Annotated in this window: 9 protein-coding genes; 5 read left to right on the top strand and 4 right to left on the bottom strand. The window is 58.0% G+C overall.

From position 1 onward, the window contains the following. Window positions 1-166: 166 nt before the first annotated feature. Complete coding sequence (gene smc, locus AOC04_RS04995) at window positions 167-3,655, bottom strand: chromosome segregation protein SMC (RefSeq protein WP_060691428.1); 3,489 nt, start codon at window positions 3,653-3,655, stop codon at window positions 167-169. Window positions 3,656-3,657: 2 nt separating this feature from the next. Further along, window positions 3,658-4,317, bottom strand: a complete 660-nt coding sequence (locus tag AOC04_RS04990; protein WP_060691427.1) for a GntR family transcriptional regulator — start codon at window positions 4,315-4,317, stop codon at window positions 3,658-3,660. A gap of 224 nt (window positions 4,318-4,541) precedes the next feature. Here AOC04_RS04990 and xdhA point away from each other — a divergent pair, with 224 nt between their 5' ends. Genes xdhA through guaD form a run of 4 tightly spaced genes read left to right on the top strand, consistent with a single transcriptional unit; the run spans window position 4,542 to window position 10,524 of the window. After that, window positions 4,542-5,999 (top strand): xanthine dehydrogenase small subunit, encoded by a 1,458-nt coding sequence (xdhA, locus tag AOC04_RS04985; protein WP_060691426.1) that lies wholly within the window; start codon window positions 4,542-4,544, stop codon window positions 5,997-5,999. Continuing rightward, a complete protein-coding gene (xdhB, locus tag AOC04_RS04980) occupies window positions 5,992-8,367 on the top strand; it encodes a xanthine dehydrogenase molybdopterin binding subunit (protein WP_060691425.1) in 2,376 nt (791 codons plus the stop codon). Before xdhA ends, xdhB begins: the two co-directional genes overlap by 8 nt. After that, window positions 8,360-9,217 (top strand): xanthine dehydrogenase accessory protein XdhC, encoded by an 858-nt coding sequence (gene xdhC / locus AOC04_RS04975; RefSeq protein WP_060691424.1) that lies wholly within the window; start codon window positions 8,360-8,362, stop codon window positions 9,215-9,217. The genes xdhB and xdhC overlap by 8 nt, the downstream gene beginning before the upstream one ends. An 8-nt stretch (window positions 9,218-9,225) precedes the next feature. Next, a complete protein-coding gene (gene guaD, locus AOC04_RS04970; RefSeq protein WP_162232791.1) occupies window positions 9,226-10,524 on the top strand; it encodes a guanine deaminase in 1,299 nt (432 codons plus the stop codon). A gap of 88 nt (window positions 10,525-10,612) precedes the next feature. Here guaD and AOC04_RS04965 read toward each other — a convergent pair whose 3' ends face one another. Continuing rightward, window positions 10,613-11,380, bottom strand: coding sequence for a GntR family transcriptional regulator (locus AOC04_RS04965; RefSeq protein ID WP_060691422.1), 768 nt, complete (start codon window positions 11,378-11,380; stop codon window positions 10,613-10,615). 230 nt (window positions 11,381-11,610) lie between these two features. Between AOC04_RS04965 and AOC04_RS04960 the strand changes: the two genes are divergently transcribed. Continuing rightward, complete coding sequence (locus AOC04_RS04960) at window positions 11,611-12,801, top strand: benzoate/H(+) symporter BenE family transporter (RefSeq protein WP_060691421.1); 1,191 nt, start codon at window positions 11,611-11,613, stop codon at window positions 12,799-12,801. A gap of 93 nt (window positions 12,802-12,894) precedes the next feature. Here the strand turns inward: AOC04_RS04960 and AOC04_RS04955 are convergent, their stop codons facing one another. After that, window positions 12,895-13,656, bottom strand: coding sequence for an SDR family oxidoreductase (locus tag AOC04_RS04955; protein WP_060691420.1), 762 nt, complete (start codon window positions 13,654-13,656; stop codon window positions 12,895-12,897). Window positions 13,657-13,693: the final 37 nt, after the last annotated feature.

Here is a 13,693-nt window from a genome sequence, read left to right as displayed (position 1 = left end):
ACCCACGTACAAAAAATTAGACGCTAAATTAACACGACCAAAGATAACTTTACACCGTCTGTCGCATTGAGCTAATGCCCATATAGCCCACGACCCATCAGTCATGCCAGACAAATATTTAGGAATCCTCTTACAAGAAGAAAAAATCCCCCTACATGCTTATAGCTCAAGCATCGACCATTGCCATTGCCTCCTCGACATCAACCGCCACCAGACGAGAGCAGCCGGGCTCATGCATTGTCACCCCCATCAACTGATCAGCCATTTCCATGGCGATTTTGTTGTGCGTGATGTAAATGAATTGCACGGTCTGTGACATCTCTTTTACCAGGCGGGCATAGCGGCCCACGTTAGCGTCATCAAGCGGTGCATCAACTTCATCGAGCATGCAAAACGGCGCCGGATTGAGTTTGAAAATGGCAAAAACCAATGCCAGGGCAGTCAATGCTTTCTCGCCACCGGACAGCAAATGAATGGTGCTGTTCTTCTTGCCCGGTGGACGCGCCATGATTGTTACCCCTGTATCGAGTAAATCTTCGCCCGTCAGTTCCAAATAAGCGCTGCCACCACCGAAAACTTTTGGGAAAAGTGCCTGTAATCCACCATTTATCTGATCAAAGGTGTCTTTAAAGCGACTGCGCGTCTCTTTATCGATCTTGCGAATAACGTTTTCCAGCGTATCCAGTGCTTCAACCAGATCGGCATCCTGGGCATCCAGATAACGTTTGCGTTCGGACTGCTGCTGGTATTCATCGATGGCGGCCAGGTTGATCGCGCCCAGACGCTGAATACGTGCAGCAATACGTTCCAATTCTTCTTCGGCCTGCTGCTCATTGACCTCGGCACTCAAGGTGGCAAGCACCCCGTGCAAGTCATAGCCATCGGCCAGCAACTGATCCTGCAATGTGGTACGACGCACCGTCAGCGCCTGCCATTCCATGCGCTGCTGTTCAAGTTGCCCGCGAATCAGCTGAGATTGTTGCTCGGCCTGATTGCGGCGCTTTTCGGCGTCACGCAATTCACGGTCAGCATCCTCAAGGGCGGCCTGGGCGATCTTGAGCTCTTGATCCACGGTCAGGCGCTTGTCGAGCAACTCTTCAAGCTTGAGGCGCAACTCTTCGAGGGGGGCTTCACCCTCCTCCAGATTAAGACTGAGCTGCTCACGCTTTTCAGCCAGACGCTCGGCTTGCAGTTCAAGCCGTTCAAGGGCCTGACGGGTCGAGTCGTGCTGCGCTTTTAGCGAGCCCAGGCGAACCGCTAACTGATGAGCGTGGTCCTTATGCTGGCGTGCTTCCTGACGCACCCGGTCCAGGCGCTCGCGCAGACTGTCGCGCTGGGCCAGTAGCAGTTCGCGCTGCTCCGTGTCGGTGGCCATGGCATCCAGCGCCTCCTGAAGCTGCAGGCGCGACTCACCAACCTGCTCATGCTCCACTGCACGCTGCTCTGCCAGCTCGGCGAGCTCGTCATCAAGGCGACGACGACGCAACGTCAATTGCTCGACCTTGGCTTTACTGGCGGAAAGCCTGGCTTTGATCTCACCTTGCTGACGGGCTTCATCCTGCAGACGGCGACGAACCTGCTCTCGCGAGTCTTCTTGCGCCAACTGTTGCTCGCGCAAGTGCTGCAGTTGCTCTTCAAGGGTGGCCAGGGTGGCTTCGCGCTCTTCGCGCTCTGCGCCTAAACGCTGAATTTCCTGACCACGGGCCAACACACCGCTTTCGGCTTCGCTGGCACGCCGTACGCGCAGGAAATTGCGCCCGACCCAATACCCGTCGCGGCTGATCATGCTGTGGCCATCTGCCAATTGCGCACGCAGGGCCAAGGCCTGCTCAAGGGTTTCAACCGCTTTGACCTGACCCAGCCATGGCGACAGATCAAAGTCGGCCTCAACCTTGTCGAGCAAACTGCCCGACAAACGACTCCCCTGAGAACCGCCACTGAACAGACGCAGGTCGCCTTGGGCGAACCCGGCCAGATCCAGTTGCGCAAAGTCATCCACCAGCACGGCCTGCAGATCGGCCCCCAGCACGGTTTCGACCGCCAGCTCCCAACCGGCTTCAACACGCAGGCCTTCGGCCAAACGGGGACGATCGGCGAGCTGCTGCTCACGCAGCCACTCTCCCGCACCGGTACCCGGGTCCAGAGCTGCCTGCTGCAAGGCCTCAAGGGAGGCCAGGCGACCGTTGAGCCGCTGCAGCTCACCCTGAGCCTGTTGCTGATTTTGTGTCGCCTGCTGCAAGTCATGGCGCACCTGCTCCAGCCGCTCGACAAGCAGTTCTTCGCTGGCCTGCAATTCTTCCTGGGTCAACTCGCTGGTAGCCAGTTGCTCGCTCAGTTCAAGAATTGCCGCATCTTCAGGGTCCGCCGCCAGCAAGGCGCGCTCTTGCGCCAGACGCCGCTGACGCTCGGCCACGCGCTCCATGCTGGTTTCCAGCTGCTGAATACGCGCTTGCAAGACTTCGGACTGACGCTGGGGCTCTGCCGACCGCAGGTTGAACTCATCCCACTGCTCTTGCCAGCCGTGCATGGTGTGCTCGGACTCTTCCAGCGCGGCAGCGGCTTCTTCAGCCGCAGCGCTGGACAGCTCCTGCTCGGGTGCGAGCATTTCGAGCTCTTCACCCAGCGTCGCCAGCATCGTGCGGTCATGGCCCAGATGGGACTCGGTTTCCAGGCGTGAACGCTCGGCTTCGCGCAGATCATCCTGCAACTGACGCAAACGCTGCTGACCGTGCTGGATGCTTTGTTCGACCCGGGCAATATCACCGCCGACCGAATAGAAGCGCCCTTGCACCAAATTAAAGCGCTCTGACAGATCATGGTGCCCGTCACGCAAGCGTTCGATACTGGCATCGGCATTGCGCTGCTCGGCCACCAGGGCTTCGAAACTGACTTCCTGGTTGCCAATAATCGCTTCGCGCTGACCCACCTGCTCGTTCAGTGCCTGCCAGCGCAAGGCTGACAGCTGAGCCTTGAGCTGACGCTCTTCGGCCTTGTACTCCTGATACTTCTCGGCAGCCTGCGCCTGGCGATGCAAGCGCTCGAGCTGACGACCCAACTCTTCGCGCAGGTCAGTCAGGCGGGCGAGGTTTTCGTGGGTACGACGAATACGGTTTTCAGTCTCGCGGCGACGCTCCTTGTACTTGGAGATGCCCGCCGCCTCTTCGATAAAATTGCGCAGGTCTTCGGGCTTGGACTCGATCAATTTCGAGATCATGCCCTGCTCGATAATCGAATAGCTGCGAGGCCCGAGGCCGGTACCCAGGAAAATATCGGTGATGTCACGCCGACGGCACTTGGTACCGTTCAGGTAATAGGTGGTCTGGCTGTCGCGGGTCACTTTACGGCGGATGGATATCTCGGCGTAGGCCGCGTATTCGCCCAGCAACGTGCCGTCGGAGTTATCGAATACCAGCTCGATGCTGGCCTGGCTCACCGGCTTACGCGTGGTGGAGCCATTGAAGATGACGTCCGTCATCGACTCGCCGCGCAGGTTCTTGGCCGAGCTTTCACCCATCACCCAGCGTACGGCGTCGATGATATTGGACTTGCCGCAGCCGTTAGGGCCTACAACGGCCGCCATATTGCTCGGGAAGTTAACGGTGGTCGGATCGACGAAGGACTTGAAGCCCGCGAGCTTGATGCAAGTGAGGCGCACGCTCAGGCAACCGTCAAGGCAGACAGCACCAGGTCACAACTGCGCTGGGCGTAACGGCTCAGTACCTCCCGGATCTGCGGCAAATCACGCGCCAGCACGGCTTCGAGCAACTGCGCGAACAGCTCCAGGTATTCACTCATTTCTGCCTTGCGCTGATCCAGTGCCAGGTAATAAGCACGGCTCATGGCCGGATGCAGGTTCTCAACGGTTTCCTGCAAATACGGGTTGTCGGCAAACGGGTACGCCGCGCGCATCACATTGAAGCTGTCTTCGACAAATGCACTGATGTCCTGACGCTCGTAACTGGCGATCAAGCGCTGCTGAATTTGCAGGAAGGGGCCCAGATCGGCCGGAACCGCCCAGCGCCGGGCAACGGCGTTGCCCAGCAGGATGTACATCTCGCTCATCAGCGTACACAGGCTCTGCACCTTGTGTGCGGTGAGCTCGGTAACGTGGGCGCCACGCCGCGGAAGGATCGCGATCAGGTGCCGGCGCTCAAGGATCAACAATGCTTCGCGCACAGATCCGCGACTGACATTGAGTGCCAGTGTCACTTTCTGCTCTTGAATGCGCTCCCCTGGCTTGAGCTCGCCACGAATGATGCGTTCGGCAAGGTGGTGAGCGATTTGCTCGGCGAGGCTATCCGGCGCCTTGAACGTCATGTTTTACCTTCAAAATCTTCGATCAGTACAAGCGGCGCAGTGTAACGCACTTGTTCGGTGCTAGCGGAGTGCCTCAATCGCTGAATTTGGCACGAAATAAGCAAATAAATATCCGTTATTTAATTCACCGGGACAGGCGAGCCTATTTTCTTGACCTGAGAGTCAGCTTTGGCTAGATTCAGCCCATCCCGCTCTATAACAATAATGATTTTGCGAGGCCTTCCGTGATCCAGTTCCTACTCAACCAGACGCTGCGCTCCGAGCATGTGCTGGACCCGAATATGACCGTGCTTGCTTACTTGCGCGAACACCTGCACAAACCCGGCACCAAGGAAGGTTGCGCCAGCGGCGACTGCGGTGCCTGCACGGTAGTGGTGGGTGAATTGCATACCGATGATAAAGGCGCCGAGCGCCTGCGCTATCGCAGTATCAACTCGTGCCTGACCTTTGTTTCGACCCTGCACGGCAAGCAACTGATCAGCGTTGAAGACCTCAAGCACCAGGGCCAGCTGCACAGCGTGCAACGGGCAATGGTCGACTGCCACGGTTCGCAGTGCGGTTTCTGCACCCCGGGCTTTGTGATGTCGCTGTTCGCCCTGCAAAAGAACAACACTGGCCATCATGATGGGCATCAGGCGCACGAAGCACTCGCGGGCAACCTGTGTCGCTGTACCGGTTACCGCCCCATCCTGGCTGCCGCCGAGCAGGCCTGCAGCGCAGATCGACCCGATCAGTTCGATGCACAACAAAGCCAGACTATCGCTCAACTCAAGGCCATTGCCCCGACCCAGACCGCAGAACTGAACAGCGGCGACAAACGCTGCCTGCTGCCCTTGACCATCAGCGATCTGGCCCAGTTGTATGAATCGCATCCCCAAGCGCGCCTGCTGGCTGGAGGGACCGATCTGGCGCTGGAAGTCACGCAGTTCCATCGCCCGTTACCGGTCATGATTTATGTCGGCAATGTGGCCGAGATGAAGCGAATCGAGCGCTTTGATGACCGTCTTGAAATCGGTGCCGCCGTTTCACTGACGGACGCCTACAGCACGCTCAAGGCTGAATACCCGGACTTCGGCGAGCTGCTGCAACGCTTCGCGTCCTTGCAAATCCGCAATCAAGGCACCCTTGGCGGCAATATTGGCAACGCCTCACCCATTGGCGACACGCCCCCTCTGTTGATCGCTCTCGGTGCACAGCTGGTGCTGTGCAAAGGGGAAGTACGCCGCACCCTGGCGATTGAGGACTACTTCATCGACTACCGGGTGACTGCACGCCAGGAAGGCGAATTCATCGAGAAAGTTGTCATCCCACGCGCCAGCGCAAGTCATACCTTTCGCGCCTATAAAGTCTCCAAGCGCCTGGATGACGACATCAGTGCCGTGTGCGCAGCCTTCAACCTGCATATCGACAAAGGGCTGGTGCTGGAAGCACGGGTGGCCTATGGCGGCATGGCGGCCACTTCCAAGCGGGCCAAGGCCTGCGAAGATGCCCTGCTCGGCTCCCCCTGGAGCGCGTCGACCCTGGAACGTGCCTGCGTAGCACTGGCTGAAGATTTCACCCCGCTGTCCGACTTTCGCGCCAGCAAGGAATACCGCCTGCTGAGCGCGCAAAACCTGCTGCGCAAATTTTTCATCGAGCAGCAAACGCCACACCTTGAGACGCGGGTGACTGCATATGTCTAACCATCACAAGATTGAGCCAACCCAGGCCGAGTTGACCGCCCTCTTCCAGCAAGACCTGAAGACCGGCGTTGGTCGCAGTGTCAAACATGACAGTGCCGAAAAGCACGTATCGGGTGAAGCACAGTACATTGATGACCGGCTTGAATTCCCCAATCAGCTACATCTATATGCACGTTTGTCCGACCGGGCTCACGCCAGAATCAATCGCGTCGATACATCGCCTTGCTATGGCTTTGACGGGGTACGCCTGGCAATCACCCATGAGGATATTCCGGGCCTCAAGGACATTGGCCCGCTACTGCCCGGCGACCCGTTACTGGCCATCGACAAGGTGGAATTTGTTGGCCAACCGGTGCTGGTCGTGGCCGCACGGGACCTGGATACCGCCCGCAAGGCCGCAATGGCGGCGATTATTGAATATGAAGACCTGGAACCCGTGCTCGATGTGGTTCAGGCGCTGCGCAACAAGCACTTCGTGCTCGAAAGCCACACCCATCAACGCGGCGATTCGACCGGGGCACTGGCCAAGGCGACTCACCGGCTGCAGGGCAGCCTGCATATCGGCGGGCAAGAACACTTCTATCTCGAAACCCAGATCTCCTCGGTAATGCCTACCGAAGATGGCGGCATGATCGTTTACTGCTCGACGCAAAATCCGACCGAAGTGCAGAAACTGGTCGCCGAAGTCCTCGACGTATCGATGAACAAAATCGTCGTCGACATGCGCCGCATGGGTGGCGGATTTGGCGGCAAAGAGACCCAGGCTGCCAGCCCCGCCTGCCTGTGTGCAGTGGTCGCGCGCCTGACCGGCCAGCCCTGCAAAATGCGTCTGCCACGGGTCGAAGACATGCTGATGACCGGCAAGCGCCATCCGTTTTATATCGAGTACGACGTAGGATTCGATGCCAAAGGTCAACTACAAGGCATACAGCTTGATCTGGCCGGCAACTGCGGGTGCTCGCCGGACCTGTCCAACTCCATCGTCGACCGCGCCATGTTCCACGCCGACAACGCCTATTACCTGGGCGACGCAACGATCAATGGCCATCGTTGCAAAACCAACACCGCCTCAAACACCGCCTATCGCGGTTTTGGCGGGCCCCAAGGGATGGTCGCCATCGAAGAGGTCATGGACCGTATCGCCCGCCACCTGGCCCTCGATCCGCTGGCCGTGCGCAAAGCCAACTACTACGGCAAGACTGAACGCAACGTGACCCACTATTACCAGACCGTGGAGCACAACCTGCTTGAGGAAATGACCGCGGATCTTGAGGCCAGCAGCCAATACTGCGAGCGACGCGAAGCGATCAAGGCGTTTAACGCCAACAGCCCGATCCTGAAAAAAGGTCTGGCACTGACCCCGGTTAAATTCGGCATTTCCTTTACCGCCAGCTTCCTCAACCAGGCCGGGGCGCTGATCCATATCTACACGGACGGCAGCATCCACCTCAACCACGGTGGCACCGAGATGGGCCAGGGCTTGAACACCAAGGTGGCGCAAGTGGTGGCAGAGGTGTTTCAAGTAGAGATCGGCCGCGTGCAGATCACCGCAACTAACACTGACAAAGTGCCAAACACCTCACCGACTGCCGCCTCCAGCGGTGCCGACCTGAATGGCAAAGCCGCGCAAAATGCCGCGCAAACCATCAAGCAACGGCTGATCGAGTTTGCGGCAGGCAAGTATCAGGTCGGGCAACAGGATGTGATATTCCACAACGGTCAGGTCCGCGTTGGCGAGCAGATCATCAGTTTTGAAACCCTGATCCAGCAGGCGTATTTCGGCCAGGTGTCACTGTCGAGCACCGGCTACTACAAAACGCCAAAGATCTTTTATGACCGCACCCAGGCACGCGGAAGACCGTTTTACTACTTTGCCTTTGGCGCCGCCTGCGCCGAAGTCATCGTCGACACCCTGACCGGCGAATACAAAATGTTGCGCACAGACATCCTCCACGATGTGGGCGCCTCCCTGAACCCGGCCATTGATATCGGTCAGGTCGAAGGCGGCTACATACAAGGGGCCGGGTGGCTGACCATGGAGGAGCTGGTATGGAATGCCAAAGGCAAACTCATGACCAATGGCCCGGCCAGCTACAAGATCCCGGCTGTGGCAGACATGCCTCTGGACCTGCGTGTAACCCTGGTCGAAAACCGCAAAAACCCGGAAGACACGGTGTTTCACTCCAAGGCCGTGGGCGAGCCACCCTTTATGCTCGGCATCGCCGCCTGGTGCGCGATCAAGGATGCTGTGGCCAGCCTTGCCGATTATCGCGTGCAACCCGACATCGATGCACCGGCAACGCCGGAACGGGTGTTATGGGGGTGTGAGCAGATGCGTCAGGCAGCGCAGGAAAAACAGCATGAATAACTGGATCAGCGCCCTGGCCGACCTGCAGCAGCAAGGCGAACCTTGCGTCCTGGTGACCATTATCGAGGAGCAAGGCTCGACCCCGCGCAATGCTGGCTCAAAGATGGTCATCAGTGCCGCGCAGACCTTCGACACCATTGGTGGTGGCCATCTGGAATACAAGGCGATGGAGATCGCCCGCCAGATGCTCGACAGCGGCAGGCACGACACCCATTTGCAGCGTTTCAGCCTCGGCGCCAGCCTGGGCCAGTGTTGTGGCGGCGTAACCGTGTTGCTGTTCGAGCCCATGGGCCAGGTGCAGGCGCATATCGCCGTATTTGGCGCCGGCCATGTGGCACGTGCACTGGTGCCGCTGCTTGCCGGCCTGCCGTGCCGGGTGCGCTGGATCGACTCACGGGAACAGGAGTTCCCTGTGCATATACCCTCAGGTGTGCGAAAAATCGTCACCGACGAACCCGTCGACGAGGTGGATGCGCTGCCAACAGGTTGCTACTGCATCGTCATGACGCATAATCACGCCCTGGATCTGGAACTCAGCGCCGCATTGCTCAAACGTAACGACTTCACCTACTTCGGCTTGATTGGTTCAAAAACCAAACGCGTGAAGTTCGAGCATCGCCTGCGCGACCGCGGTTTCAGCCCGCAACATTTGCAGCGCTTGCGCTGCCCGATGGGCTTGAGAGAAGTCAAAGGCAAACTGCCTGTCGAAATCGCGATTTCCATCGCCGGCGAAATCATCGCCACCTATAACGCTCACTTTGGCCAGCACACGGCCAGTGCCAACACCGCGTCATCTGAACCCATTAAACAATTGCTGCCGTCTTCACGACGCAGCCAAGCCACGCACTGAGAATTGTCATGACCTGTAAAGCCTATCGCGCCGCCATCCTGCACAGCATTGACGACCCCGCTGAAGTCGGAATCGAAGCCTCCTATGAGTATTTCGAGGATGGCTTGCTGGTGGTCGACAACGGCCTGATCAAAGCCGTCGGACCCGCCAGCGAACTGCTCGCGACACTGACCGCCGACACCGAAATCACTGAATACACCGATGCACTGATCACTCCCGGTTTTATCGACACCCATATCCACTTTCCGCAAACCGGGATGATTGGTGCCTACGGCGAGCAGTTACTCGACTGGCTCAACACCTACACCTTCCCGTGCGAAAACCAGTTCGCCAATAAAGCCCATGCCGACGAAGTAGCCGGAATTTTCCTCAAGGAACTGCTGCGCAACGGCACCACCACAGCTCTGGTATTTGGCAGCGTGCATCCGCAGTCAGTGGACGCCCTGTTCGAAGCGGCCCAGGGTCTGGACCTGCGCCTGATTGCCGGCAAAGTGATGATGGACCGCAACGCGCCGGAGTATCTGACTGACACCGCCGAAACCGGCTACAGCGAAAGCAAGGCGCTGATCGAGCGCTGGCACGGTAAAGGCCGCCTGCATTACGCGGTTACCCCACGCTTCGCACCGACCAGCACTCCAGAGCAATTAACCCTGGCAGGCAAGTTGCTGGGTGAATACCCGGATCTGTACCTGCACACCCATATCAGCGAGAACCTTCAAGAAATTGAGTGGGTAAAATCGCTGTTCCCGGAGCGTAAAGGTTATCTGGACGTGTACGACCACTACCAACTGCTGGGAGAGCGCTCGGTATTTGCCCACGGCGTACATTTGTGTGACGAGGAATGTGCCCGACTGGCCGAAACAGGCTCGGCTGTGGCTTTCTGCCCGACGTCCAACCTGTTCCTTGGCAGCGGCCTGTTCAACTTGCCGATGGCAGAGAAGCACAAACTCAACGTCGGGCTGGGAACGGATGTCGGTGCAGGCACCAGCTTCTCGCTGCTCAACACCCTGAACGAAGCCTACAAGGTCATGCAGTTGCAGGGCGCACGCCTCGATCCGTTCAAGTCGCTGTATCTGGCCACATTGGGCGGCGCGCGGGCCCTGCGCCTGGAAGACCGTATCGGCAACTTGCAAGCGGGCAGCGACGCGGACTTCGTAGTCCTCGACTACAACGCCACGCCGTTGATGAGCTATCGCCTCAAACAGTCAAAAAGCATTGCCGAAACATTGTTTGTATTGATGACCCTGGGTGATGACCGCACCGTGCAACAGACCTATGCGGCGGGCAATCTGGTGCATCAGCGCTAAATCCTGATACTCCGCCACTTTGTGGGAGCCAGCTTGCCGGCGATAACATCGCGAGCAAGCTCGCTCCTGCAAGGGATCAATGGCGGATTTACAGCTTGGCTGAAGGCCGTGGACTTTTACCCTTGGTTTGCAGCAAGTGCGAGAACACGGCATGCAGATCGTCCGAGGCGCTCTCTTCGTCAAGGTTGAGTTTGCTGTCGATGTGATCCATGTGGTGCATCATCAGGTCCACCGCCAGCGCGACATCACGCGCTTCAATCGCATCGATCAATTGCATGTGCTCGTCGTAGGAGCAGTGCGAGCGGTTGCCGCTCTCGTATTGGGCAATAATCAGAGACGTTTGCGAGACCAGGCTGCGCTGGAAACTGATCAGGGGCGCATTTTTGGCAGCCTCTGCCAGTTTCAGGTGAAACTCGCCTGACAAGCGGATCCCGGCCCCGCGATCGCCCCGCGAAAAGCTGTCGCGCTCGTCCTGCACCATTTTGCGCAACTGCGCCAGGTCTTCAGCGCAGGCATGCACCACAGCCAGTTCGGTGATGGCCTTTTCTACCAGCCGCCGGGCAAAAAAAACCTGACGCGCTTCTTCAATACTGGGGCTTGCCACCACCGCGCCACGGTTTGGCCGCAGCAGTACGACCCCTTCGTGGGCCAGACGCGACAAGGCACGACGAATGATCGTACGGCTCACACCAAAGATTTCACCCAGTGCTTCTTCACTCAGCTTGGTGCCAGGCGCCAGGCGCTGTTCGAGAATCGCCTCGAATATATGCGCATAGACGATATCGTCCTGGGTTCCACTGCGGCCGGCCTTGCCTGCGCGGGGTTGTTTCTTGAGAGGCTGCAACTGTTCGTTCATGGGCACTCGAGTGGGAAAGCGGCGGCGGAAATAGACGTTACGTCAGTACGGTAACGGGCGTCGCTGGCAAAGAATTAATGCAGAAAATAAGAGCGCATTGTACACAAGCCAGAGTGCCAGTACGACTGTACGGTCATTTGTGATCCCGGCTGTATCGCAATAACAGGTGAGCTTTACGTTTAGGCTTGCGTGCTGTTTGAACTCTCTTCAAGAACAAGGAATTGCTCACCATGTCCGACGCCCCTTTGCCGCGGTTACATCCGCTGTCCGACACATCGCCTTCAGCCGTGGTCGCCGGGTTTATCGCAATGATGACTGGCTACACCAGCTCCCTGGTGCTGATGTTCCAGGCCGGACAGGCAGCAGGACTGACCAGCGGACAAATTTCCTCGTGGATATGGGCTTTGTCAATCGGCATGGCAGTTTGCAGCATCGGACTGTCCTTGCGTTACCGCACCCCCATTACCATCGCCTGGTCAACGCCCGGAGCCGCATTGCTGATCACAAGCCTGGGCGGAGTCAGTTATGGCGAGGCAATCGGTGCTTATATCACCTGTGCGGTGCTGGTCATTATCTGCGGCATGACTGGCAGCTTCGAGCGCCTGGTCAAACGGATCCCCGGATCCCTGGCAGCGGCTTTGCTGGCGGGCATTCTGTTCAAGATCGGCAGCGAAATCTTTGTCGCAGCGCAGCATCGCACCGGGCTTGTGGTCGGAATGCTCGTCACCTACTTGATCATCAAGCGCCTGATGCCGCGCTATGCCGTGCTGGCGGCCTTGCTGATCGGGACCTTGATCTCGGGTTTGCTCGGGCTCCTGGATTTCAGCGGTTTCGCCCTCGAGGTCGCGGTTCCGGTATGGACTACGCCCTCATTCTCGATGGCCGCAACCATCAGTATCGGCATTCCCCTGTTTGTGGTCGCCATGACCTCACAAAACATGCCGGGCATCGCCGTACTACGTGCCGACGGGTACAACGTCCCCGCTTCACCGCTGATCACCACTACCGGTGTCGCCTCGTTGCTGCTGGCTCCTTTTGGCTCCCACGGGGTTAACCTGGCCGCGATCAGTGCTGCCATTTGCACTGGCCCGCACGCTCACGAAGACCCTAAAAAGCGTTACACGGCGGCAATGTGGTGTGGCATTTTTTATGGCATCGCCGGGACATTTGGAGCAACGCTGGCTGCATTGTTCGCAGCCTTTCCCAAAGAATTGGTAATGTCGATTGCGGCACTGGCACTGTTCGGTTCGATCAGCAATGGCCTGACTGTCGCCATGAGTGAAGCGAAAGAACGTGAGGCCGCCCTCATCACCTTCATGGTCACAGCATCCGGTATGACCCTGTACTCGGTTGGCTCGGCCTTCTGGGGCATTGTAGCGGGCGTGTTGACCTTGATGATTCTGAACTGGAAAACGCGCTGACCGACACTGCAACCCTGTAGGCGCCAGGTTTGCTCGCGATGTTTAAAGAGCTCGCGAGCAAGCTCGACTCCTACAGGATTGGGTTGCGCAGGATCAGATCGCCAACGCCCCGCCATCCACGGCCAAGGCATGGCCCGTCGTAAACGCGGCATCGTCAGAACACAGATACAGAACAGCACTGGCCACCTCTTCCACTTTGCCTATACGGCCCACCGGATGAATGGCTGCGGCATATTCGGCCTTCTTCGGATCAGCTTCATAGGCACGGCGAAACATATCGGTATCAATAACTGCCGGGCACACCGCATTCACCCGAATCCCTTTTTTTGCATACTCAATGGCCGCTGACTTGGTCAAACCAATCACCGCATGCTTGGATGCCGAATAAATACTCATTTTCGGCGCTGCACCAAGGCCGGCTACGGACGCGGTATTGACGATTGCACCGCCGCCCTGGGCCAACAGCAACGGCAACTGATATTTCATACATAGCCAGACGCCTTTGACGTTAACCCCCATGATTGCGTCAAACTCATCCTGTGTACCGTCCGCCAGACGCCCGTGTTCAATCTCTATCCCGGCATTGTTGAAGGCATAGTCCAACCGCCCGTAAGTGCTGATCGTCTGCGCCATCAACTGCCTAACTTGAGCTTCGAGGGTCACATTGCAGGGTACGAACACGGACGTGCCACCCGCGGCTCTGATGAGCTCAACCGTGCCTTCACCGCCTGAAACATCCAGATCGGCTACGACCACTTTCAAGCCCTCAGCGGCAAAAGCCATCGCGGTAGCCCGGCCGATTCCAGCCCCTGCCCCGGTGACCACCACGACTTTTCCGGAAAATCTCATGCTCATTATTTTTATCCTCGAAGGGGAATTCTGCACAGTTTAG

It is taken from the genome of Pseudomonas versuta, assembly GCF_001294575.1.
Taxonomy (GTDB): domain Bacteria; phylum Pseudomonadota; class Gammaproteobacteria; order Pseudomonadales; family Pseudomonadaceae; genus Aquipseudomonas; species Aquipseudomonas versuta.
Note: the sequence above shows the minus strand (reverse complement) of the source record. Positions and strands in the feature narration are given on the sequence as shown.